This is a genomic window from Pandoraea sp. PE-S2T-3 (genome assembly GCF_002179965.1).
GTDB lineage: Bacteria > Pseudomonadota > Gammaproteobacteria > Burkholderiales > Burkholderiaceae > Pandoraea.
In genome coordinates, this window is the sequence record NZ_NGUQ01000009.1 from 1 (window position 1) to 23926 (window position 23926).

Below are 23926 nucleotides of genomic sequence, written 5' to 3' on the forward strand. Positions count from 1 at the left end.
AAGGCAACTGCAACCGGGAAACCCCGGCGGACAATGCCATCGTCGGCAAGTCACTGACCGAAGCCAAGTCGCTGCTGCAAGGCTGCCCGTGGCGCATCGGCGAGCAGGACGGCAAGGCCATGCCGCTCACACGCGATCATCGCCCCGAGCGCCGTACGCTCACCATTGAAAACGACAAGGTCACGAACGTGACGCGTGGGTGAGGTCAGGCAGCGCGGCGCAAGATTGCGTCGCGCGTCTTCAACACATCAAAGCGCTGGCGGTACACCAGATGCGGCGGCGTCGAAACTCACACGAACGCGCAAACCATGGTCGCCGCGCGCATCCAGCAACTCGACTCGCGCGCCGTGCGCCTGCGCAATATTGCGCACGATCGCCAGCCCGAGGCCACTCCCTTCCGCACGGGCATCGCCCGTCTTCGACGGTTCACCGTCCCCACCCCGGAAGAATCGATCGAACACGCGCTCACGCTCGGCCGGCGCAATGCCCGGGCCGGTGTCCTCGACCTCTACGGTCACCGGGCCAGCGCTCACAAGCCGCACGTCGATTCGCCCGCCTTGCGGTGTGTATTTCAGCGCGTTATCCACGAGGTTGCCGAACAGCGTCTGCAACGCGTTGGCGTCGCCATGCACGCGCGCACGCGCAGCCATGTCGTCAGGCGCATCCAGCCCCAGATCGATACCGCGTGCCACCGCCAGCGCCGCGTGATGCGCCACCACATCATGCAGCACCGGCGTGAGCGGCAACTCGGTGAACGCACTCGCCGCGCGTGCGGCGTCGGGCTCCTGACGCGCCAACGTCAACAACTGCCCCACGAGATGCGACGCGCGTCGTACGCCATCACGCAGATCGCGCATCGCTTCAGCGCGCGCCTCGTCCGTGTGTGCGCGCTCCAGCAACTGCACCTGCAATTGCAACGCGGCCAGTGGCGTACGCAGCTCATGGGCTGCATCGGCGACGAAGGCCTTCTGCTGCACGAGCGCTTCGTCGAGTCTTCCAAGCAAGCTATTGAGCGCACGCACGAGCGGGCGCACCTCGTCCGGCAGCCCGGCCTCAGGCAACTCGGAAAGCGCCCCGGGCGCGCGGGCATCGAGTGCGCGCGTTACCCGTCGCAGCGGTTGCAGCCCACGGCCAACGACAATCCACACGAGCAGCGCGAGAATCGGCATCGCAATGACCAGCGGAAACAGCGTACGCAGCGCCATCGACACCGCGAGCGAATCGCGAATTACCATCGGTTGTGCCAGTTGCACGACGTTGTCGCCCACGAGCGCCGCATACACGCGCCAATCGCCTTCAGGCGTCTGTACCGTCGTGAACCCTAGTTCGGCACGCGGCGGCAACGGCGTGCGCGGATGCGAGTAATACAGCTCGACGCCGTTTCGGCTCCAGATCTGGATCACCAGCCCGCCCGCGTCGCTATGGTCGCCCGGCACGCTGGAAAACGGCTCGGCAGGCAGCGACAACGCCATTTGCTGCAATTGGAAATCGAACAGCGCGTTGGCTTCGGTGCGCGCCTGACGGAAGATGGCGATGCCCGCGAGCAACAGTGCCGCAACAAGCGTGAGCAGCAGGCCGACGAGCAGACGGCGACGGATCGAGCGCATCACTCGGCCTCCGGCGCAGCCGCGCCACCTGATGTACCCGACGCGGCCTGCGTGCCCTGCACGCCCGGCGACGGCATCATGTACCCGACGCCCCGTACGGTACGGATGGCATCGGCACCGAGTTTCTTACGCAGCCCATGGATATGCACCTCGACGGTGTTGCTCGCAATTTCCTCGCCCCAGCCGTAAATACGCTCTTCGAGTTGCGATTTGGACAGCACCGCCCCGGGCCGGTTGAGCAACGCTTCGAGCACCGCATATTCGCGCGCTGACAGCGTCACCGGTGTGCCATCGCAACTCACTTGCCGTGTGGCAGGGTCAAGCACGATGCCGCCGTGTCTCAGCAACGGTTCGCTGCGCCCGGCTTGGCGCCGCACCAGCGCCCGCAAACGCGCCGCCAGCTCATCCAGATCGAACGGTTTGACGAGATAGTCGTCGGCACCGGCATCGAGTCCTTTGACGCGATCGGCCACCGCATCGCGTGCGGTGGCGATGATGACCGGCAGTGTTTGACCACGTGCTCGTAACGTACGTAACACGTCGATACCGTCGCGACGTGGCAGCCCGAGGTCGAGCAGCAGCGCGTCGTACGTCTCGAGCGACAGGGCATCGAGCGCGCGCTGACCATCATCGACGTGATCGACCGTCCAGCCGTCCTGCCGCAGGCCTTTCGTCACTGCCGCAGCGATCATCGCGTCGTCTTCCACCAATAGAATTCGCATGTATTTGGCCCCCAACGGCGCGACATCATCGCGCGGCAGTCCGCGTTGCCGTGCGCAATTGCGACGTCACCCGCGCCATCGGCGATGTTGCCTCTGAGTGACATTCCGTCGATTTTCGACCCATTGTAGCGACAGTTCGTTGCATGCCCGACTTACAATGGCGGACATTGTGCGGTGCGCGTCAGACGCTCGCCACCGCACGCCGAACACACGACCGCTTCGCCCGCAGCCCACCGCACGCCCCCGCACCTGTCAAGGTGTCCGTTCGGTTTCGCTGCGCGTAACACTGGAGAACACCGCCCGCCATGCGCGTCTTCCGCCGCTCCCGCCACATGCTTTTGTCCGCTCGCTCCCTTTCCATCACGTCGTTGTCTGCGCACGCACCTTGCGGCATGTCCTCGCATGCAACCACACGTTCGGCGGCTGCCGCCGTCGCGCGTGCCGCAGGTTGTGCCGCGTTTGCCGTCGCCGTCGCGATGAGCGCGCCCGCACAAGCGAAAACTGCCAAGCACAAGATGCCGAAGGTGCCGGCCGCCGCCCCGAGCGCCACGCCGCTGCCCGCGCCGCTTGCCCGCTTGCTCGCTGCCAGCAAGGTGCCCGCGGGCCACGTGAGCGTGATCGTGGCGAAGGTCGACAATCCGCTGCAAACGCGCGGCCGTCTTGCTGCACCGCTCATCTCGATGAACGCGAAGGTGCCGCGCAATCCCGCGTCGACGATGAAACTCGTGACGACGATTGCCGCACTCGACACGCTCGGCCCCGACTATCGCTGGCGCACGCAGGCGTTCACCGACGGCCAGTTCGACGGCCGCACACTCAACGGCAATCTGTATTTCAAGGGCACCGGCGATCCGAAGCTCGTGCCGGAAGAAATGGAGAAGTTCGTCGCCGAGTTGCACAACGCTGGTGTCACCAACATCAACGGCGACATCGTGCTCGACCGCTCCGCTTATAGCTCTGACATCGGCGCGATCGAAGCGATCGATGGCGGTGGCGACCGCCCGTACAACGTCGCACCCGACGCGCTGCTGTATTCGTTCAAGGCCGTCTCGTTCAGCTTCTCGGGCAACCCGAACGGCACCGTCAACGTGAACGTGCTGCCGCCGCTGGCGAATCTGCAAGTGTCCAACGAGTTGTCGTCGACGGATGCCGGTAATTGCGGCGACTGGCTCACCCGCATTCATCCGACGCTCAATCAGGGCGCCGACGGCATGTATGTCGCGCGCTTCTCGGGCACCTACCCGACCGCCTGCGAAGACAAGGACTGGAACGTTGCCGCGCCCGATCGCGACCGCTTCTTCCTCGGCGGTTTCCGGGCGCTGTGGCAAGCGTCGGGCGGTCAGTTCAACGGCAATGTGCGCACCGGCGTAGTTCCCCCGGGGGCGAAGCTGCTCGTCACGCACCGTGGCCAGACGCTCGCCGAAGTCGTGCACGACATGAACAAGTTCAGCAACAACGTGATGGCGCGTCAGTTGTTCCTGACACTGGGCCTGCCGCCTGATGGCAAGACACCGGCCAGCGTCACGCGCTCGCGCGCAGCCCTCGATCGCTGGCTCGACAAGCACGATCTGTCGATGCCGGGTCTGGTGGTGGAAAACGGCTCCGGCCTGTCGCGCCGCGAACGCATCAGCGCCGCCGAATTGACCGGGCTCTTGCAGCACGCAATCAACAGCCCGACGGCGCAGGTGCTGGTCGAATCCATGCCGACGGTCGGCGTGGACGGCACCATGCGCAATCGCCTGACCGGCAGCCCGGTCGCCGGCAACGCACACATCAAGACCGGCACACTCGACGATGTTCGCGCCGTGGCGGGCTACGTCGGCACGCGCAACGGCGACATTTACGTGGTGGTTTCCCTCGTGAACGACGCGAAGGCCAACAACACGCGCGCCTTCAACGATGCGCTGATTTCGTGGGTGTACGAGAACGCGCCCTGAGCGCGCCCTGAACACTCATCGAGTGCAAAAGCGGCTTTCGAGGATTCACTCTAGCCGCTGCGCCAAGGCGTGACATTGGCCTCAGAATAGACGCTTCATCGGCGTCATTTCCGCTCAGACGGAAAGACGCCGGTCAGATGACCCTATCGTGAGGAGACGCGAGGTCATGAACGTCGAGTTGATTCTGCTGGCGCTCGCGCCCGTGTTCGTGCTGTGTATCGGTATCGAAGCGTGGTACTGGCGACGCCGCCGCCCCGGCATGTACAGCCTGAAAGATACCGTGAGCAACGCCACGCTCGCGCTCATGCATCAAGGTGCCGACAAGCTCGCCTGGCTGCTCATCGTGCCGTTCTATGCGTGGCTCTACGACCACCACCGCATCTACACGATGCCGGCGGGCTGGGTCGGTTTCCTGCTGCTCTTCGTCGTGCAGGACTTCCTCTACTACGTGTTCCATCGCGCCAGCCATCGCATTCGCTGGCTGTGGGCCGCGCACGTCGTACATCACTCGTCGGAGCGGCTCAACCTGTCGACGGCGTTCCGCCAGAGCCTGATGTATCCCGTCGCGGGCATGTGGCTGTTCTGGACGCCGATGGCACTCATCGGCTTCACCCCGATTCAGATCGTCGGCGTGGTGCTGCTCAATCTCGCGTTCCAGTTCTTTGTGCACACGCAGGCCATTCCGAAACTCGGCTGGCTGGAGTATGTGCTGAATACGCCTTCGATTCACCGCGCGCATCATGCACGCAACCCGCGTTACATCGACCGCAATTACGCGGGCGTGCTGGTGATCTGGGATCGCCTGTTCGGTTCGTATGTGGAAGAAAGCGACGCGGAGCCATGCGAGTACGGCATCGTGAATCAGATTCACACCCACAACCCGATCACGCTGACGTTTCACGAGTGGGGGTCGATGGCGCGCGACGCGATCACGCTGCCCGGCTGGCGCAATAAGTGGATGGCCCTGTTCGGGCCACCCGAATGGTCGTCAGGCTTGCTCGAAAGCCGCCGCAGCGCGGCCGAGGCGGTCGTTGACGGCAGCCCAGGCGGGCGTGTCCGGTAAGCGCTCGAAGAGGATACGCGTGACGTTTGCCCGATCCAGACGGCGCAGCAGCGCGTAGAGATCGGTCGCCAGCGCGTCGGGCGTGGGCGGCAGCGTGAACTTCACCACGTCGTCGCCTAATTCCACCAATGTGTCGGCACCCGACAGTGACGGCAGCGCCGCCAGCGTGCCGGCGAAGGCCACCACGGCCACGCGCTCGCCTTTCGGATGCACCGCCAGCGCGGGCGCGAACTGCGCGGCGTCGCAGAGATAGAGCGGCGTGCGCGGTGCGTAATGTGCCTTGAGCGTGCCCGAAGCACGCGGCGCATTGGTGTCCTGTCCCGGCAGGCGCGGCATCTCGCCCAGCACTTCGGCGATCTGTTCCGGCGTGATATGCCCGGGACGCAGCAGCGCCGGGAAACCCCGCGACAAATCCACAATGGTCGATTCGATACCCACGGCCGCTTCGCCGCCGTCGAGCACATGCACGGTCACGCCCGGCAGACCGGCGAACTCGTCGCGCACGTGCTGTGCAGCGGTCGGGCTCACCTGACCAAATCGATTGGCCGACGGCCCCGCCACGCCACCCTGCCCGCTGGCACGGCCTTTCACACGGGCGAACTCGCGCAACAGCGCCTGCGCAACGGGATGCGACGGCACACGCAGTCCGACGGAATCCTGACCGCCTGACACGGCCGCCGGAATATGCGGCGCACGTTTGACGATCAGCGTGAGGGGGCCGGGCCAGAAGGCGTCCATGAGCTTGCGCGCGGCAGGCGTCACGTCGTCGCTCCAGTAACCGGGGTCGCCCTCGGGCGAGAAGTGCACGATGACCGGATGATTCGCCGGCCGGCCCTTGGCCGCATAGATGGCCGCGACGGCCTGCGGGTTCTCGGCGTCACCCCCGAGGCCGTAGACGGTCTCGGTCGGGAACGCGACCAGTTCGCCCGCTGCCAGTTGCCCGGCGGCCTGCGTGATCGCTTCCGCAGACGGCATGACGATGCGAGGGGCCTGCGACGACGTCATCGCTCAGTCTTCCAGCGCGATATTGAGGCTGGCCGCCGCCGTGACGCACGCATCGCGCGCCTCGTCGAGCGTGGCACCTGCAAACGTGATGTGGCCCATCTTGCGGCCCACGCGCGCTTCTTCCTTGCCGTACAGATGCAGACGCGCCGACGGCAGTGCCACGACGTCGTCCCACGCCGGTGCGCGGGGTTGATCCTTAGCGTCGCCTTCGAACCACACGTCGCCCAGCACGTTGAGCATCACGGCGGGCGAATGCTGACGCGTCTCGCCCAGCGGCAGGCCGGCCATGGCGCGCACCTGTTGTTCAAACTGGCTCGCGGCACATGCGTCGATCGTGTAGTGACCGCTGTTGTGCGGACGCGGTGCCATCTCATTTGCGATCAGCGAGCCATCCTTGAGGATGAAGAACTCGACGCACAGCACGCCCACGTAGTCCATTTGTGACGCAATGGCCGCTGCTGCCGCGCGCGCAGCATCGGCGAGCGCCGGGGCCGCATCGGGCGCCGGGACGGTGGTGGTGGCCAGAATGCCGTCGATATGGACGTTCTGCGCGAGCGGATACGTCGCGACGGTGCCGTCGGCGCCACGCGCGCTCAGCACCGACACTTCATAGGCCAGCGCCAGACGCTTCTCCAGCACGCACGCCACGCCGCCCATTTCGGCATACGCAGCACGCGCTTCGGCGGCCGTATTGACGCGCACCTGCCCCTTGCCGTCGTAGCCCATGCGGGCGGTTTTCAGAATGCCCGGCAGCACGGTCTCGATCGCTGCGTCGCCAATGGCGTGCAGCGCGTCGGTCGACTCGATCACCAGATGGGGTGCCACGGGCACGCCGCAGCTTTCAATGAATCGCTTCTCCGCCACTCGGTCCTGCGCAATCGCAACGCAGCGGCCCGCCGGGCTCACCGTGGTGCTTTGCGCGAGGAAGTCGAGCGACTGCGCCGGCACGTTCTCGAACTCGGTCGACACGGCCGGACACAACGCTGCCAGCTCGGCGAGTGCGGTTTCGTCGCGATAATCGGCCACGATCAGACGGTCGGCCACGGCACCCGCCGGGCAGCGCGGGTCCGGGTCGAGAACGCAGACCTTGTAACCCATCGATTGGGCGGCGAAACAGAACATGCGGCCGAGTTGGCCGCCGCCCAGCATACCCAGCCATTGACCGGGGAGGATGGGCGCAGCGGAGGCAGGATTCATCTTCGTTGAGGCGAGAAAGCGTGCGGGGACGGGCTTGTTTTTTTACAGTGCCGGCAGCGTCATGCCGCGCGCCGCTTCGGTCTGCTTGGCGCGGAAGGCGTCGAGCTTTTCAGCCAGCGTCTTGTCGTCGGCAGCGAGCATGGCCACGGCAAACAACGCCGCGTTGGCCGCACCGGCTTCGCCGATGGCGAACGTCGCGACCGGCACGCCCTTGGGCATCTGCACGATCGAGAGCAGCGAGTCTTCGCCACGCAGGTACTTGCTCGGCACCGGCACACCCAGCACCGGCACGGTCGTCTTCGCGGCAATCATGCCGGGCAGGTGCGCGGCACCGCCGGCACCGGCGATGATCGCCACCAGCCCGCGCTCGCGAGCGGCTTCGGCGTAGCGGAACATGTCGTCCGGCATGCGGTGCGCCGAGACCACTTGCGCTTCGTACGGCACGCCGAACTCGGCCAGAATGGCGGCCGCGTTCTTCATCACTTCCCAGTCCGAGTTGGACCCCATCACCACGCCCACGCGGGGCGCTACGGCTTGTTTATCGCTCGTTGCAGTCATTGTCGTTTTCGTCCCGCTCAGGCCAGTTGCTGGCCGGTCAGGCGCTCAAGCGCCTCGCGGTACTTCGCAGCGGTTTTCTCGACGACTTCATCCGGCAGCTTCGGTGCGGGCGGGGTCTTGCCCCACACTTGCGTTTCGAGCCAGTCGCGCACGAACTGCTTGTCGAACGACGGCGGGTTGCTGCCCACGGCGTACGAATCGGCCGGCCAGAAGCGCGACGAATCGGCCGTCAGGGCCTCGTCCATCAGATGCAGCTTGCCGTCGTCATCGAGACCGAATTCGAACTTCGTGTCGGCGATGATGATGCCGCGCGTGGCGGCGTAGGCGGCGGCTTCCTTGTACAGGCGAATCGAGATCTCGCGGATCTGCTCGGCCAACTCGCGGCCGATGCGGCTCACCATGTCGTCGAAGCTGATGTTCTCGTCGTGCTCGCCCAGTTCTGCCTTGGCGGCCGGCGTGAAGATCGGCTCCAGCAGTTGCTGTGCGTTTTGCAAGCCTGCGGGCAGCTTCACACCGCATACGGCGCCGGTGGCCTGATAGTCTTTCCAGCCGCTGCCGGCCAGATAACCCCGCACCACGGCTTCCACCAGAATCGGCTTCAGGCGCTTGACCACGACGGCGCGGCCGGCCACTTGGGCGGCTTCGTCGGCCGACACCACCGATTCCGGCGTGACGCCGGTCAGGTGATTCGGCACGACGTGCGCGAGCTTGTCGAACCAGAAATTGGCCATCTGGTTGAGCACACGGCCCTTGCCCGGAATCGGCTCGCCCATGATGACGTCGAACGCCGAGAGGCGGTCGGTCGTCACGATCAGCAGCTTGTCGTCGCCGACGGCATAGTTATCGCGCACTTTGCCGCGGGAGAGCAGCGGCAGGCTCTTGAGGGAGGATTCGTACAGGGCGTTCAAGGCGGGGGTAGTCACGGCGGGACCCGATGTCAGAAGGGCAAAGGCGTAATTATACGCGCCTTGCGCGCCCCTCGGCGGCCTTCGGGACTTACACCGCCAACTCGTGCAACAGTGCGCCAATTCGCGCCGCATGGCCCTCGCCCACCAGCAACGCCACGACCGGCGCACGCGAGGTGGGATGCGACATGGGCTTGCGGGACCGCTGGCATTGTTGATGCCACTGCTCGACCGAGGACGCCGCGTAGTACTTGTTGTCGCACATGAGCGTTGCGTCGTCGGTGCGGGTGATCAGGCGCACGGCGTCGGGGCTGGCCGGGTCGATATCCTCCAGCGAGATCCGGTCGGTGTGCGGGCCAAGATAATGCTCGCTGGTGCGCTGGAAGCCCGTGAAGAAATCGGTTTGCCCCGGCAGCCAGATCAGCTCGGTCTTCGGCGGTAACGTGGTCGACGCCAGCAGGGAGACGGTCCGGTCGAAGTCCGCTTCGAGATAATCGGCCATCTGGTGTCGCCAACGCGCGATGCATTGGGCTTCAGCACTCAGGTTGATCGGTGGTGTGCGCCCTCGCGCGTCACTCTCACTCACCCGTTGCAGGCATCGATACAGTGCCGACAGGAGCCCGGTCGGATCTGACGGGCGCATGGCGGTGGGCATGTGCTGATCGTACGTCGGGAAATACAGGCCGTTTGAAACAAAGACCGCGAGTTCATTCGATCCAAGCGTCGCAGGCGGCATGACGGGGCCGCGATAACCCTCCGGCGGATCGCACCGTGCGATGACCGAGACGTGAAGCCCATCGAAGTCTCTGAGGCGATCAATCGCTCTGGGCAAAATGCGGTTCGCAGCCATGCACCAGCCGTCGGGGCTTCTCAGCGTGTTGATCAGTTCGGCACACTCGGCAATTTGCCCGAAACTCACGTGCGCCCGGCCGATATGGTATGCGCTCTGCCGGGCACGCTGTGTCTCGACCTGATCGACGATAGCGTCCAAGGTCAGTGGTTCGCCGTCAGCCGGTTGTTGTTGCAGTTGCAGCAGTGCACTGGCGATGACGGCGCAGGGACGCGAGATGCCTTGCTCGGAACACACGAGTGCGATCTTGCCCGGATGCTGGCGAAGGAAATCGGCCACCCCCTGCCCGGCCTTCCAGAGGGTCGCGCCGGAAATGGCGGCGCCGCCATGTTCCATCCCGCTGAATTCCATGAACTTCACGTGCGCGAGACTTCCCTCGAATTTCGAAACATCGGCGGCCGAACGTACGGCAAGCCGTGACTGCGGGGTGTCACCGCCCAGAGCCGCCACCCTCGCGAGATACCGGGCCGCCGGTCGCGGCAGATACCGATTGGTCTCGCCTGCCTTCTGCATCGCCCCCGGCTCGACGCAAAAGATGGCGCCGATCTCCGGATGCGCCTTGAGCATTCGGGTCAACGCCACGCCTTCAGTGGGCGTGGCCGCCGGCCCGACGATGAATCGGTGCTCGCCGAATTCGAGCAATCCATAGCGAGTGCATTTCCCATCCACGCAAATGAGGGTTTTCGGATTCACGCCATACGACTCGATCCACGCAGTTTTGTCCGAATTCGAGAGCAACGCGTCTTGCTGGAATCGGTCCAGTTGACCGAGTGTGAGCATCGGCAAGTCTGGGCGCGGCGGCTTTACCCGGTCGAAGTGGAGATCCGGGGCGCGATCCGGGGCGCGTTTCGCGACGCCGGTCAGCGCGCTCGGCAGTGCATCAGGCGGTGCCGCCACTTGCCGCTGCGGCGGCTCGACCGCGACTGCCGTGGCGCGGGAGCGGAAGAGGGACGAGAAAATACGGGGCATCGAAAACTCCAAAGCAGGCCTGCCGGTATCGGAATCAGACCAGGTGATCCGGGCCGAGAGACTTTCACGTCCGCAAGGGCTGGGCTTTGGCATTCGGGAGCCGGCTACGGAATTGCGGCCTTGGTGGGAAATACGAGCGGGGGAATAGGAACGAGTAACGAGGAACGGGAAACCGGAACCCCAGCCACGGGTCGGGTTTGCGTTGCTTGGCGCGGCGATTGTGCCGCCTACAATGGAAACGTCCACCCGGGAGAGGGGCTGCCATGTCAACCACGTCGAACGTCACCGTTGTGATCGCGGCCGTCATGGCACTCGCCAGCCCAATCGCCGGGGCGCAGACGTCGTCCGCCGCGCCGCCCGGCCAGTCGTCCGCCCCCGCTGCCTCATCGTCGGCGTCACCGCATATCCACGCCCCGGTACACCGCCCGGCCCCAGCGCATGCCGCCTCGGGGGCAACAGCGGCAACGGCAGCGACCGCCGACGACCGCCCCGTGCTGCCGCGCCTGATCGCCATCGCCACGCCGGAGCCCGACGACGCCATTCCGCGCTTCGCACTCTACGCGGCGCGAGATATCGAAACGATGGGATTGCAGTTCCCGATGCAGGTCGAGGGCATCGCGCCCGATGGCGACGTGGTGATCACGCTGAGCCTGCGCGAAGGGGCGACGACGCGCATGCGCGACTTCTCGCGTCAGCACATGAACGAGCCGATGACACTGATCGTCGATGGCGTGGAGATGCTCACCGCGACCATCCGCTCCGAGCTGGGCGGCAAATTCCAGTTACAGATGCCCAAAGAAAAAGCCCGGCTTCTGTTCCAGCGTGTGCTGGCGAAGGCCGGGCCTGCAACCTGAGGTCCGAAGACCCCAAGTCTGATACTGACTTCTCGACTTACTTCACGATCTGCGACAGCGCGCCGCTCTTGTACTTCTCGGCCATCTTGTCGAGCGACACCGTCTTGATCTTGGCGGCCTGACCTTCGCAACCGAACGACAGATAGCGTGCCTTGCAAACCTGCATGGCGGCTTCGCGCGCCGGCTTCAGGTAGTCGCGCGGGTCGAACTTGCTCGGGTTTTCGAACAGATAGCGACGGATCGCGCCGGTCATGGCCAGACGGATGTCGGTATCGATGTTGATCTTGCGCACGCCGTGCTTGATGCCTTCGACGATTTCTTCGACCGGCACACCGTACGTTTCCTTCATGTCGCCGCCGAATTCACGGATCTCGGCGAGCAGCTCTTGCGGCACCGACGACGAACCGTGCATCACCAGGTGGGTGTTCGGAATGCGGCGGTGAATTTCCTTGATGCGGTCGATGGCGAGAATGTCGCCCGTCGGCTTGCGGCTGAACTTGTAGGCACCGTGCGAGGTACCGATGGCGATCGCGAGCGCGTCGCACTGCGTCTGGTTCACGAAGTCGGCGGCCTGATCCGGATCGGTCAGCAGTTGCTCGCGCGTCATCGTGCCGTCGGCGCCGTGGCCGTCTTCCTTGTCGCCCTTCATCGTCTCGAGCGAACCCAGCACGCCCAGCTCGGCTTCCACCGTCACGCCGATGTAGTGCGAGAACTCAACGACCTTCTTCGACACTTCGACGTTGTATTCGTAGCTGGCGACCGACTTGCCGTCGGCTTCGAGCGAACCGTCCATCATCACGCTCGAGAAGCCGCTCTTGATGGCGGCCATACACACCGCCGGCGACTGGCCGTGATCCTGGTGCATCACCACCGGAATGTGCGGATAGGCTTCCACAGCGGCGGAAATCAGGTGACGCAGGAACGCCTCACCGGCGTACTTACGTGCACCTGCCGAAGCCTGCATGATCACGGGCGCGCCGACTTCGTCGGCAGCGGCCATGATTGCGGACACCTGTTCCAGATTGTTGACGTTGAAGGCCGGCAGACCATAGCCGTTTTCGGCGGCATGATCGAGCAGCTGTCGCATAGAGACTAGGGGCATGATGTTCTCCTTGGAATCACAAATTAAGCAAATCTTTCGTCGACCCAGGGGTGCCCTTCATGACGACGGCTCGCACGGGGCGATGCGCTTTTGCGCCTCGCCTCACGCGCGCGGCCCATTCAATCACGCGTGCCCCACCTGGACGATTTTCAACGTATTGGTACCACCGGGTTGCCCCATCGGCTCACCGACCGTCAACACGATCGTGTCGCCGCGCTTGACCACACCGCGCGCGAGCAGCAATTGCTCGGCCTGCTTCAACGCCTGATCGCGGTCATGCGTGGACTCGACACCCATCGCGAAAACGTTGCGATAAAGCGACATTTTGCGCAGGCTCGAGAGCTGCGACGTCAGCGCAAAAATCGGGACGTGGATCTTGTGCCGGGACAGCCAGAGCGCGGTCGCGCCCGATTCGGTCAGCGCCACGATCGCTTTCGCGCCAAGATGATACGCGGTAAACAGAGCGCCGGCGGCAATCGTTTGGTCGATGCGCGTAAAAGTTTGGTCCAGCCAATCGCGGTCGAGTTCCACCGTCTCGAAGCGCTCGGCCTCGACGCAGATGGTTGCCATCGTCGCGATGGTTTCCACCGGGTACTTGCCCGCAGCGCTCTCGGCCGACAGCATCACGGCGTCGGTGCCGTCGAGCACGGCGTTGGCGACGTCCGAGACCTCGGCGCGCGTCGGCACCGGGTTGTGGATCATCGATTCCATCATCTGCGTGGCCGTGATGGTCACTTTGTTCATCTCGCGCGCCAGGCGGATCATCCGCTTTTGCAGCGCCGGGACGGCAGCGTTACCCACTTCGATGGCCAGATCGCCACGGGCGACCATGATGGCGTCGGAGGCCGCCAGAATTTCTTCCAGCGCCGGAATGGCTTCCGCGCGCTCGATCTTGGCGATCATGCGCGGCTTGATGCCGTACGGCTCGCCGGCCACATTGGCCAGCCGGCGCGCCATTTCCATGTCGGTGGCGTTCTTCGGGAACGAGACCGCGACGTAGTCGGCGCCCAGCGCCATCGCGGTCTTGATGTCTTCCATGTCCTTCGCGGTCAGCGCCGGCGCCGTCAGCCCGCCGCCCTGGCGGTTGATCCCCTTGTTGTTCGAGAGATCGCCGCCGACCTTCACGGTCGTATGAATCTCGTTACCGAACACACGGTCGACGGTCAGCACGATCAGGCCGTCGTTCAGGAGCAGCACGTCACCCGGACGCACGTCGCGGGGCAGTTCCTTGTAGTCCAGACCCACGCGTTCGTCGTTACCAACTTCGCAATCAGCGTCCAGAATGAACGGGGCGCCGGTTTCGAGCGTCGTCTTGCCGTTCTCGAACTTGCCGACGCGAATCTTCGGGCCTTGCAGGTCGGCCATGATGGCCACTTCGCGGCCAGCGGCCTTGGCGGCGTCGCGCACCATCTGCGCGCGCTCGATATGGTCTTGCGCCTTGCCATGCGAGAAGTTCAGCCGCACGACGTCCACGCCGGCAGCGATCATGCGCGAGAGCACTTCCGGCGTGCTCGATGCCGGGCCGATGGTGGCGACGATCTTGGTGGAGCGGTTCATTACATCCATCTCTTCATCCTCTTTTGGTAGCAGCGCGTTCGACAATGCTGGCGCTTCGATGGTTGTACTTTATTTACGCGGCCAGAGGTTAACCAAAAAGTTCGTATTGTCCGTACGAAATCGTTCGATTCGAACTCAAACGTTCGCAATAAAGCGTGCAAAACGGCCGTGCACGCTCCATTTCCGGACTGACGAACTGGTCCTCCAGCCCCGCCCCACTTAGATCTCCTTCAGTCCAATTAGTTGGCTTGGGCTGCGCGTTGTTGCAGCACGTCCACGGCCGGCAGCGTCTTGCCTTCCAGGAATTCGAGGAAAGCGCCGCCGCCCGTCGAGATATAGCTCACCTGATCGGCAATGCCGTACTTGGCGATGGCGGCCAGCGTGTCGCCGCCACCGGCGATCGAGAAACCCTTGGCGGCGGCAATCGCGCGCGCCAGCGTCTCGGTGCCATGACCAAACTGGTCGAATTCGAACACGCCGACCGGACCGTTCCAGACGATGGTGCCCGCGCTGCCCAGTTGTTCGGCCAGCTTGGCGGCCGTTTGCGGGCCGATGTCGAGAATCATGTCGTCGGCGGCCACGTCGGCAGCGGCCTTCACGGTCGCCTCAGCCGTCGGGCTGAATTCCTTGGCGCAGACCACGTCGGTCGGGATCGGCACCGATGCGCCGCGCGCGGCCATGGCGTCGATGATTGCCTTGGCTTCTTCGATCAGATCGGCCTCGGCGAGCGACTTGCCGATCGGCAGGCCGGCGGCCAGCATGAACGTGTTGGCGATGCCGCCGCCCACGATCAGTTGGTCGACCTTGTCGGCCAGCGTCTTGAGAATGGTGAGTTTGGTCGAGACCTTCGAGCCGGCGACGATAGCCACCAGCGGGCGGGCCGGCGCGTTCAGCGCCTTGCCCAGTGCTTCGAGTTCGGCGGCCAGCAGCGGGCCGGCGCAGGCGGCCGGGGCGTACTTGGCGATACCGTGCGTCGTGGCTTCGGCGCGGTGCGCCGTGCCGAACGCGTCGTTCACGTAGACATCGCACAGCTTGGCCATCTTCTGGGCCAGTTCGTCGTTGTCCTTCTTCTCGCCCTTGTTGACGCGGCAGTTTTCCAGCAGCACGACCGCGCCCGGCGCGACTTCAAAACCGCCGTCGACCCAATTAGCGATGAGCTTCACGTCACGGCCGAGCAGTTCCGACAGGCGCTGTGCCACCGGGGCCAGCGAGTCGGCCGGCTTGAATTCGCCTTCCGTGGGACGGCCCAGATGCGACGTGACCATCACGGCAGCACCGGCGTCGAGCGCCATCTGGATCGCCGGCACCGAGGCGCGGATACGCGTGTCTTCCGTGATACGGCCCTCATCGTCCTGCGGCACGTTCAGATCGGCGCGGATGAAGACACGTTTGCCGGCGAGGCGGCCCTGAGCGATCAAATCGGAAAGACGTACGACGGAAGCCATGAGAATCCGGAATAAATAGTGGGAAAAACATGCATTTTAACTGATCCCACCCTCCGATTGACCATTTTGGGTACCCCCGGGGTTTTGCTTAGAGGAACAACCGCCCAAGGGTGTAGACCGCCATGCCGATGACAATCATCTCGATCATGTTGCGCCGCCAGACGAACCAGCCGGTGGCCGCCACCGCAGCGGCCAGCTTGTGATTGCCGATGTGCAGCGCGAACTGATGGTCGAGCAGCAGCACCTCAGGCACCACGATGACCGCCAGCGCCGCCGCCGGAGCGTAGCGCAGCGCGCGTTGCAGGCGCTGCGGCAGCGCCACCCGCTCACCGGCGAGCAGGAAGAAGGTGCGCGTGAGCACGGTCACGGCGGTCATGGCCACGAAGGCAAACCAGATTTCGAGCGTGCTCATTAGCGCTGCCCTCCGCTCAGCTTGCGCGCGTGGCGTGCGGTCAGCTCATCGCACACCATGCCCGCCGCGAGGGCGCCGACGACGCCCAGCACGAGGTTCAGCCGATATGGAAGATCGAATGCGAGCAACCCGATGACCGAGGCCAGCGTCACCGCGAGCAGCATCGAGCGGGTGGTGATCGTGTGCACCATCATCGGAATGAGCGCCAGCGTGCCCGCGAAGCCCAGCCCCCAGCTGTCGGGCACGAGGGCGCCGAGCATGATGCCGAGGATCGACGACACGTGCCACACCGCCCAGTTGCTGATCGTGATGCCGAAGTACGTGCCCTCCTTGCCCGGCACGTAACCATTGGCGAAGTTCTGGTTCATGAACATCACGAAGCCCAGATCGCCGTTCACGTAGCCCAGCACGATGCGCCGGGGCAGCGACAGGTAGGAAAAGTGGGGTTGCAGCGCCGCACTGAAGATCACGAAACGCAGATTGACGATGGCGACCGTGAGCAGAATCGTCCAGAGCGGCATGCCGGCGGCGAACAGGGGCAGCGTGGCGAGCTGCGCCGAGCCGGCGTAGAGCATCAGGCTCATGCCGATGGCTTGTGGCACGGTGAGCACTGATTTGCTCATGGCCACCCCGGTCACGAGGCCCCACGAGAAGATGGCAGGCAACAGCGGCGAAATAATGCGAAAACCGGCCGCGAACCCTTCACGTTCAGCGGCTGGCAAACGAAGCGTTGGCATGGTCTGGGGGCGAGCGCCGTGGCAAGCGGCGCACTGGATGGCATTGCGGGGCAAAGCGGTCCCGACGGCGCCCGGCACGCCCGTTCGCCCGCCTGGCGTTGCCGGATTGTCTCCTGAATATATTCATCATCTATGGCGGACGACAGGCCATTATAGTCACGGTAAATAGTTGCTTAGTACGCTGTGAGGCAGTTACTGCCGGTTTTTGCAGGTACAACGCTTGAGGTGTCGCATATGCGCCACGTTGCCGCGGCATTCGCCCGTGCGACGCGCGCCGGTGCGCGCCGCGAGCCGTCCGCAAAGGGGTCGGCTGCTTTACAATAGCGACTTTTGGTGAGCACGCTGGCTTGTATGGCAAGCCGTGCCGGCCCCGAAATTCCGAATACCCGAACACCCATCACGGTCTGAACCCCATGAGCGAAGTCAAACAAATGCCGATCGTCGAAGTCGGCGCTGAAGATCTGCCGGTGCATTGCCCGAACCCGAAGATGGAAGCCTGGAGCGCCCATCCCCGCGTGTTCATCGATGTGACCCATGGCGAAGCCGCCTGCCCGTACTGCGGCACGCGCTATCGCCTGAAGGCCGGCGTGGTACTCAAGGGTCACCACTAAGCTGCCTGACAGGTCGTGCAAGTCCTGACCGAGCGGGCGCAGTCGCCATGCCGGTCACCTGTGAGTTTCATCGCTACGCTTAACGTTTAGAGTCTCCGCCACGATGCATAAAGCCTTGGTGATCGCCCCCAACTGGATTGGGGACGCGCTGATGGCGCAGCCGTTGTTTACCCTGCTCAAGCGTCTGCATCCGCGTCTGACCATCGACGCGATCGCACCGAGCTGGGTCGCCCCGGTTCTGGAGCGCATGCCGGAGATTTCGCGCGTGGTCTCGACCGACCTCGCGCACGGCAAGTTGCAGCCGCTCGCGCGTTATCAGCTCGCGAGCGTGCTCGCCGACGAGGGTTACGACGCCGCCTATGTGCTGCCGAATTCCTTCAAGTCGGCGCTGATTCCGTGGCTGGCGCGCATTCCTTTGCGCATCGGCTACAAGGGCGAGCAGCGCTACGGCCTGCTCAACGTGCGCCACGCCAACCCGCGCAAGGACGAGCGCCCGCCGATGGTGCGGCATTACGCTGCGCTGGCGTTTGCGCCCGGTGCCAAGCTGCCCGAGACGCTGCCGACGCCGCGTATCGAAGCCGACCTGAACGAGTCGGCGCGCGTGTTTGCGCGCTTCGGTCTCGATCTGCGTGTGCCGCTCGTGGTCTTCTGCCCGGGCGCCGAGTTCGGGCCGGCCAAGCGCTGGCCGCCGGGTCACTTTGCGCAGTTGGCGCAACTGGTGCGCCGCTCGTTCCCGTATGCGCAGATCATCGCGCTCGGCTCGGGCAAGGATGGTGCGCTGGCCCAGCAGATCGCCGCCGACGCGCCGTTCGTGCGCAATCTGTGCGGTCAGACGTCGCTGGCGGAAGCCTGTGCGTTGCTGGCACGCGCCAACGCCGTGGTGAGCAACGATTCCGGGCTCATGCACGTGACGGCCGCCCTGCGCCGCCCGCAGATCGCGCTGTTCGGATCGTCCGATCCGCGCCACACCCCGCCGCTGTCCGATCAAGCCCACATCCTGTGGCTACAATTGGAATGCAGCCCGTGTTTCGCGCGCGAGTGTCCGCTGGGCCATACGCGCTGCCTGAACGAGCTGATGCCGGAGCATGTGTTCGCCAATCTGCGCAACATTCTGCTCACGCAGCGGTAAGTTTCGCCCCCGGTTAGTCCTAACGGTTAAACCCAACGGTAAATCCTCATGCCACGTTTTGTCCGCCTGTTCGATGCCGCCAGTGAAACCATCACGGCCTTTTATGACGCGCTGCGCAGGGGCCAGACGGATCGTGCGATGTCGCTGTGGGCGAACGAAGACTTCGTGAGCTACATCCGCCCCGACGGCACGCGCTGGGACGGTCTGGAGCAGATTCGCAGCGGGCTGGTCGCGCAGTTCTCGCAGAGTGTGGTGCTGATCGATTCGCTCGATACGACCGAGTACGACACCGTCGGCACGGTCGTGCACACCGCCACCGAAGCGATGCGCGTGGGCAAGGAAGACGCTGGGCAGACGACCGCCCAGCTCATTCACACGACGTACGTGCTGGTGCACGAGCAAGGGGACTGGCGCTTCGCGCACATCCATTCGAGCCCGTTGCCGCAGCACGCCGTCGAGCAATTCAGTTTGATGATGCACGCCCGTCCGGACGGGCTGCACTGATCGTCACAAGGTCATGAGGTCAACATGACGGCCCGGCCAGCGACATTCTTCCCGCCCGATTACCGGTCGCCCCGGTGGTTGCCCGACGGGCACAGCCAGACGATTTACCCGGCGCTGCTGGGCCGGCGTCCGCCCGTCGAATTCCGGCGCGAGACGTGGGATACCCCCGACGGCGATTTCGTCGACGTCGACTGGCTGGTCGCCCCACCGGCATCGGACAAGGCACCGCCCACGCCGACCGGGCTTGTCGAAACGCCGCTCGTCGTGTTGTTCCACGGGTTGGAAGGCAGTTCCGACAGTCATTACGCGCGCACGCTGATGCGTGAAGTCGAAGCGCTCGGCTGGCGTGGCGTCATTCCCCACTTTCGCAGTTGCAGCGGCCGCATGAACCGTGCGCCGCGCTTTTACCATTCCGGCGACAGTACCGAGATCGACTGGATACTGCGGCGCTTGCGCACGCATGTGTCGGGGCCGATGTTTGCGGCAGGCGTGTCGCTGGGCGGCAACGTGTTGTTGCGCTGGCTCGGCGAGCGCGAAGGCGACGCGGCACAAATCGTGACCGCTGCGAGTGCCGTGTCGGCACCGCTCGATCTTCGTGCGGGTGGGCTGGCGCTCTCGCACGGCTTCAACATGGTGTACACACGCAACTTTCTGGGCACGCTCAAGAAGAAGGCGCTGGCCAAGCTTGAGCAGTACCCGGGACTGTATGACCGCGATCTGATGATGTCGGCGCGCGATCTCGGCGAGTTCGATCATGTGGTGACCGCGCCGTTGCATGGTTATCACAGTGCGTTTGATTACTACACGCGGGCGTCGAGCAAGCCGATCTTGCCGGCCATTGAAGTGCCGACACTGGTGCTCAACGCACGCAACGATCCGTTCCAGCCGGCCAGCGCGTTGCCCGGCGAGGCCGACGTGGGGCGCTTCGTGCATTTGCTGCAACCGGCCAATGGCGGGCATGTCGGCTTCATGAGCGGACCGTTTCCGGGCGGGATGACGTGGATGCCGCGTACCGTCGTCGATTATTTCCGCCAATTCCTTCCCCGACCGCCCCATGGATGAGATCGTTCGACAGGCCATGGCCAAGTGGCCCAACGTGCCGCACTGCTACGGCTGGCTCTCGCTCGACCGACGCGGGCAGTGGCGCATGCGCGACGAGGCTGCGCAGGCCGCGGGCACAGCGGGCGATCCGATTCGCCACACGGCATTGCTGGCGTTCATCGCTCGCAATTACGACAGCGACGAGGCGGGACGGTGGTATTTCCAGAACGGTCCGCAGCGCGTGTATGTCGGGCTGGCGTATGCACCATTCGTCGTGCGCCTGTCGTGGGATGCGGCGGCGAACGAGGGCAACGGTGCACCGGTGCTGACGGATCAGTTGGGGCATGCGTTCGTGCCGCAGGCTTGTCTGCTGGATGAGGATGGCAACGTGGCGTTTGTTGGAGAAACGCCGGTTGCGCGTGGGAATGGTGGGAATGGTGGGAATGGTGGGAATGGCGATGACGACGCGGGTGATCGCATTCACCCTGTTGCGCCGCTGGCCTTGCTGCATGATCACGACATCGATCTGCTGACGCGTGTCTCCGATCTGGCGCAGGCCGCCGAAATCGCGCAAACCGCTGACGGCACGGCAGACGCCGAAGCGGCAGTTCGACTGCATTGGCAGAACGGCGAATCGTTACCGTTCACCACCGTGCATGCGGGCACTTTGCCGCAGACGTATGGTTTCGAGCGAGATCCGCAGGCCGACGGCGCAGGCAACTGAACGTTACCCGGTAGCGTCGCGCGATACCGATGCCCCCTCGGCGAACACCTCGGGATATTTGTCCGTGTAGAACAGCGCCGCGCGGCCTTCTGCGGTCTCTTCTTTGAGCAACGCCCACGGCTCGCGCATAACGAAAGCCACCATGGCCGCAATGGCGACGACGCTCGCATACAAACACCACAGCCACGAGAGCGACTCGCTCACCTGATCGCCGGCGAACGCGGCGCCATAGAGCGCGAACGACAACATGCTGGCCAATTGCGCGCTGAGCAGGGTTGCTCCGGCAACACGAATGCGCACTGACGGTGGCATGGCAATCATGCGTCGATCGACACCCGTCATTGCAAGGCACGCCCCCACGGCTCCTGCAAGCGCCAACCCGGCGGCAAGTCCAATGGCACTCCGCGCCGCGCACGTCACCGCAAGGCAGACGCCTAGCCCCAGCCACGTCAAGACATAACCGAACCGATGGTTCAACAGTCTCGATATGCGCGGGTGAAGGATCGCCACCCCCGCAATGGATCCGATGACGAAGGCCGCAATCAACCAGCCAACTTGTGATTCCGGAAGCGATGCCCATCGCGTCAATTGAGGGATAAGCATCGGAACGATGCTGGCCGTTGCGACACCGAGCAACGTATCGCATAGCGTGAAGAATCGCTCCGCGGGTAGTTGGACTTTCAGAACAAAACCCGAGAATACGTTGCGCAATCGGGCGTGCGCTGAGACGGTTTCCCGTGCAACGTCATCTTGCATGGACAACAACGGCAACCGAGTGACAAGGAGCGGTGTCGCACAACCGAGAATCGCGACCCCCCAAAGGGCATGTGCCGGAGACCAGAACGTCAATACAGCGGCCACGAGCATCGGGCCGCTGATGCGCCCGAGACTGATCACGACACGGCGCTGCCGAAAAGCGGCCATCACGCGAGCTTGCGAAACGGTTTCGGCGGGATAAACGCTCAGCAGCGGTTGTGCCAGCGCAAAAGCAACCACCGCGACGGCATCGTTGACGACCCAGAATACGACGCCACTCGTCACGCTCATGACGGCGAGCCGTGAAATGCCCGACACCGCGATCATCACGCAAGCCAGACGCATCACGTGGCCACGCGGCAGACGCTCAGCCCACGCCGCTGCCACCGGCAGCGCAACAAGCGCACACGCGGCCAGCGCGATCTCGTACGCGACGACGCTCGCGGTGCCAAAGCGTGTGAGCAACAGCACGGGTACCGTCGCATTCCACATGCCGAGGTAGCACGCGAGCAGCAGGTCGAGGGTGAGGTAGGCGACGAAGGGTTTCACGTACGAGGCGCGCAGCAAACAAGGTCAATGCATGCTGGCCCCATGTCCGGCGACGCGCAATGGCGATTGTCTGATTACTCGATGGGGAATATCCGAAGACGCGGGTCGCTGTTCGAAATCGCATCCGTCAATCAATGCGCGCCCTTCACCCGAACTGCTTGAAGTCCTTCTCGTCTTCCTTGTCTTCTTTATAGCGACGTTGGAATTCGTGCAGTCGTGCGTCGATGGTCGACATTTCGTAGAAGTCGGCGTCGCCGGCGTCGCGGGCGAGTTTCAACTGGCTGACGGCGGCCATCCATTGGCCTTGTAGCGCGTACTGCTCAGCCAGCGCTTCATGCTGCTTGGCACGCTTGCCACCCGCCGCCCACGCGCCTGCCAATGCGCGCCACCAGATCGGCTCACTGCGATAGCGCTCGACCTGATCCTTCAGAAATTTGGTGGCTTCGGGAATTCGTTGACTGGCCACCAGCGCATCCGCATACGCCATGTCGGACGCCTGTGACAGCGGGAACGCCGCACGCGCATCCGTAGCAATGCGCAACGCCTCGGCCGGTTTGCCCTGCATGCGCGCGATGTCAGACGCCAGCACCGCCAGACTCGGCGTGCCCACGCCCGAGCCGCCAAATGCCGCACGGGACTTCTCCAGCGCCTCGCGCGCCGGTTCCCATCGATGCTGTTTGTACTCCGCCAACGCCACTGCGTACCATGCCCCCGCGACACTCGGTGCCGTCTGCGAGCGAATCGCCGTGCGTTGCGCTTCGGCAATCGTCGCGAAATCGCTCGCCGACTTCTGCTGCAACACGAGTGAGCGCGCCCGCGCAAACGCATATTCCGGCGACTGCTCCGGCTGACGATAGCCGGCGTTGCGCGAACGGTTGAGCATGTCGGCAATGCGCTCGGTCGTCAGCGGGTGAGTGCGGACATACTCGGGCACGCCCGCTTCGTTGATCGCATCCGCACGTTGCAGGCGCTCGAAGAACGTCGGCATCGCATACGTATCGAAGCCCGCCGCTTGCAGCAACTGAAAGCCGACACGATCCGCCTCACGTTCGGCGTCGCGCGAGAAACGCAGTTGCCGATCCACTGCCAACCCCTGCCCGCCCATGGCGATGCCCATCCCCAGATCGGAGCTGCGCGCGCCAATCCCGGCGAGCAAGCCAAGCAGCATGCCGCCAAGCGCAATCCACGAGTTCTGCGCCTGCTGTCCGAGCATTCGCGCGATGTGGTGCTGCAAGACGTGCCCCGTCTCGTGACCGACCACCGACGCGAGCTCCGATTCGGTACGTGTCGTGACGATCAGGCCGGTATTGATGCCGATGAACCCGCCGGGCAGCGAAAACGCATTGATGGCGGCGTCGCGCACCACGAAAAACTCGAAGCTCTGGCTAGCATCGAGCCCCACCTTGCGCGTGGCCGCGACCAGCTTGCCGCCAAGCGTATTGATGTAATCGGAGAGCAGCAGATCGGAGAGATAGTCGGGGTCGGCGCGAATCTCGCGCATCACCCGCTCGCCGAGCTTGCGTTCCATCGCGGGAGATAAATCGGAAGCCGAACTTTGTCCGAGGGTCGGCAGCGACTGCGCCGCCGCTTGTGTGGGCACCACGGCCGCCGCGAACGTCATCGCGCTCATCACCGGCAGCAACGCCCAGGCGACGGCCCGCCGCCAGCGGGAAATGCGTGACAAAGCGCGGA

22 protein-coding genes and 1 pseudogene are annotated in these 23926 nt (G+C 64.4%); 9 read left to right on the forward strand and 14 right to left on the reverse strand.

Features of this window, described 5'->3' with window-relative positions; translation table 11 throughout:
- A pseudogene (locus CDV46_RS06845) lies at positions 1 to 203 on the forward strand (hypothetical protein); the annotation flags it as partial.
- Between the two features lie 45 nt (positions 204 to 248).
- Here CDV46_RS06845 and CDV46_RS06850 read toward each other — a convergent pair.
- Both CDV46_RS06850 and CDV46_RS06855 read right to left on the reverse strand, forming a co-directional pair.
- Positions 249 to 1607 (reverse strand): ATP-binding protein, encoded by a 1359-nt coding sequence (locus CDV46_RS06850; RefSeq protein WP_087722164.1) that lies wholly within the window; start codon positions 1605 to 1607, stop codon positions 249 to 251.
- Positions 1607 to 2329: a response regulator gene (locus CDV46_RS06855; RefSeq protein WP_176399028.1), complete on the reverse strand. Its 723-nt coding sequence runs from the start codon at positions 2327 to 2329 to the stop codon at positions 1607 to 1609. The genes CDV46_RS06850 and CDV46_RS06855 overlap by 1 nt, the downstream gene beginning before the upstream one ends.
- A gap of 392 nt (positions 2330 to 2721) precedes the next feature.
- Between CDV46_RS06855 and dacB the strand changes: the two genes are divergently transcribed.
- Together dacB and CDV46_RS06865 are read left to right on the forward strand one after the other, a co-directional pair.
- On the forward strand, positions 2722 to 4266 hold the full coding sequence (dacB, locus tag CDV46_RS06860; protein ID WP_087722165.1) for a D-alanyl-D-alanine carboxypeptidase/D-alanyl-D-alanine endopeptidase: 1545 nt from the start codon (positions 2722 to 2724) through the stop codon (positions 4264 to 4266).
- A 166-nt stretch (positions 4267 to 4432) separates the two neighbouring features.
- The gene (locus CDV46_RS06865; protein WP_058377647.1) at positions 4433 to 5329 is read left to right on the forward strand and encodes a sterol desaturase family protein; all 897 of its coding nucleotides are present in this window, start codon (positions 4433 to 4435) and stop codon (positions 5327 to 5329) included.
- Here CDV46_RS06865 and CDV46_RS06870 read toward each other — a convergent pair.
- The 5 genes from CDV46_RS06870 to CDV46_RS06890 form a co-directional block, all read right to left on the reverse strand.
- Complete coding sequence (locus CDV46_RS06870) at positions 5255 to 6334, reverse strand: L-threonylcarbamoyladenylate synthase (RefSeq protein ID WP_087722166.1); 1080 nt, start codon at positions 6332 to 6334, stop codon at positions 5255 to 5257. The genes CDV46_RS06865 and CDV46_RS06870 overlap by 75 nt on opposite strands.
- A 3-nt stretch (positions 6335 to 6337) precedes the next feature.
- Positions 6338 to 7531, reverse strand: a complete 1194-nt coding sequence (locus CDV46_RS06875; RefSeq protein ID WP_087691599.1) for a 5-(carboxyamino)imidazole ribonucleotide synthase — start codon at positions 7529 to 7531, stop codon at positions 6338 to 6340.
- A 42-nt stretch (positions 7532 to 7573) separates the two neighbouring features.
- On the reverse strand, positions 7574 to 8089 hold the full coding sequence (gene purE, locus CDV46_RS06880; RefSeq protein WP_087722167.1) for a 5-(carboxyamino)imidazole ribonucleotide mutase: 516 nt from the start codon (positions 8087 to 8089) through the stop codon (positions 7574 to 7576).
- A 17-nt stretch (positions 8090 to 8106) separates the two neighbouring features.
- Complete coding sequence (locus CDV46_RS06885) at positions 8107 to 8997, reverse strand: phosphoribosylaminoimidazolesuccinocarboxamide synthase (protein WP_087722168.1); 891 nt, start codon at positions 8995 to 8997, stop codon at positions 8107 to 8109.
- Positions 8998 to 9085: 88 nt separating this feature from the next.
- Positions 9086 to 11083 (reverse strand): hypothetical protein, encoded by a 1998-nt coding sequence (locus CDV46_RS06890; protein WP_140413310.1) that lies wholly within the window; start codon positions 11081 to 11083, stop codon positions 9086 to 9088.
- On the opposite strand from CDV46_RS06890, the gene CDV46_RS06895 reads away from it, so the two are divergent.
- Positions 11077 to 11667 (forward strand): hypothetical protein, encoded by a 591-nt coding sequence (locus tag CDV46_RS06895; RefSeq protein WP_087691602.1) that lies wholly within the window; start codon positions 11077 to 11079, stop codon positions 11665 to 11667. The genes CDV46_RS06890 and CDV46_RS06895 overlap by 7 nt on opposite strands.
- 37 nt (positions 11668 to 11704) lie before the next feature.
- Here CDV46_RS06895 and fba read toward each other — a convergent pair whose 3' ends face one another.
- From fba to CDV46_RS06920, 5 genes are all read right to left on the reverse strand, one after another.
- The gene (gene fba / locus CDV46_RS06900; RefSeq protein ID WP_058377640.1) at positions 11705 to 12769 is read right to left on the reverse strand and encodes a class II fructose-bisphosphate aldolase; all 1065 of its coding nucleotides are present in this window, start codon (positions 12767 to 12769) and stop codon (positions 11705 to 11707) included.
- A 123-nt stretch (positions 12770 to 12892) separates the two neighbouring features.
- Positions 12893 to 14326 carry a pyruvate kinase gene (gene pyk, locus CDV46_RS06905; RefSeq protein ID WP_058377639.1) on the reverse strand — a complete coding sequence of 478 codons (1434 nt, stop codon included), beginning with the start codon at positions 14324 to 14326 and terminating at the stop codon, positions 12893 to 12895.
- A 239-nt stretch (positions 14327 to 14565) separates the two neighbouring features.
- Positions 14566 to 15771 carry a phosphoglycerate kinase gene (locus CDV46_RS06910; RefSeq protein ID WP_058377638.1) on the reverse strand — a complete coding sequence of 402 codons (1206 nt, stop codon included), beginning with the start codon at positions 15769 to 15771 and terminating at the stop codon, positions 14566 to 14568.
- An 88-nt stretch (positions 15772 to 15859) separates the two neighbouring features.
- Positions 15860 to 16183, reverse strand: coding sequence for an AzlD domain-containing protein (locus tag CDV46_RS06915; protein WP_058377637.1), 324 nt, complete (start codon positions 16181 to 16183; stop codon positions 15860 to 15862).
- Complete coding sequence (locus CDV46_RS06920; protein WP_087722170.1) at positions 16183 to 16920, reverse strand: AzlC family ABC transporter permease; 738 nt, start codon at positions 16918 to 16920, stop codon at positions 16183 to 16185. The genes CDV46_RS06915 and CDV46_RS06920 overlap by 1 nt, the downstream gene beginning before the upstream one ends.
- Positions 16921 to 17333: 413 nt before the next feature.
- On the opposite strand from CDV46_RS06920, the gene CDV46_RS06925 reads away from it, so the two are divergent.
- The 5 genes from CDV46_RS06925 to CDV46_RS06945 all read left to right on the forward strand — a co-directional run bounded on the left by CDV46_RS06925 (position 17334) and on the right by CDV46_RS06945 (position 20929).
- Positions 17334 to 17531 carry a zinc-finger domain-containing protein gene (locus CDV46_RS06925; protein ID WP_058377636.1) on the forward strand — a complete coding sequence of 66 codons (198 nt, stop codon included), beginning with the start codon at positions 17334 to 17336 and terminating at the stop codon, positions 17529 to 17531.
- Between the two features lie 103 nt (positions 17532 to 17634).
- Positions 17635 to 18660: a lipopolysaccharide heptosyltransferase II gene (gene waaF, locus CDV46_RS06930; RefSeq protein ID WP_058377635.1), complete on the forward strand. Its 1026-nt coding sequence runs from the start codon at positions 17635 to 17637 to the stop codon at positions 18658 to 18660.
- Between the two features lie 48 nt (positions 18661 to 18708).
- On the forward strand, positions 18709 to 19164 hold the full coding sequence (locus CDV46_RS06935; protein WP_058377634.1) for a nuclear transport factor 2 family protein: 456 nt from the start codon (positions 18709 to 18711) through the stop codon (positions 19162 to 19164).
- Positions 19165 to 19188: 24 nt separating this feature from the next.
- Positions 19189 to 20226: a YheT family hydrolase gene (locus CDV46_RS06940; protein WP_087722171.1), complete on the forward strand. Its 1038-nt coding sequence runs from the start codon at positions 19189 to 19191 to the stop codon at positions 20224 to 20226.
- On the forward strand, positions 20219 to 20929 hold the full coding sequence (locus CDV46_RS06945; protein WP_087722172.1) for a DUF2946 family protein: 711 nt from the start codon (positions 20219 to 20221) through the stop codon (positions 20927 to 20929). The genes CDV46_RS06940 and CDV46_RS06945 overlap by 8 nt, the downstream gene beginning before the upstream one ends.
- A 3-nt stretch (positions 20930 to 20932) precedes the next feature.
- On the opposite strand, the gene CDV46_RS06950 is transcribed toward CDV46_RS06945, so the two are convergent.
- Positions 20933 to 22234 carry an MFS transporter gene (locus CDV46_RS06950; protein WP_140413311.1) on the reverse strand — a complete coding sequence of 434 codons (1302 nt, stop codon included), beginning with the start codon at positions 22232 to 22234 and terminating at the stop codon, positions 20933 to 20935.
- A 145-nt stretch (positions 22235 to 22379) separates the two neighbouring features.
- Positions 22380 to 23864, reverse strand: coding sequence for a M48 family metalloprotease (locus CDV46_RS06955; RefSeq protein ID WP_441339314.1), 1485 nt, complete (start codon positions 23862 to 23864; stop codon positions 22380 to 22382).
- Between the last annotated feature and the right edge of the window lie 62 nt (positions 23865 to 23926).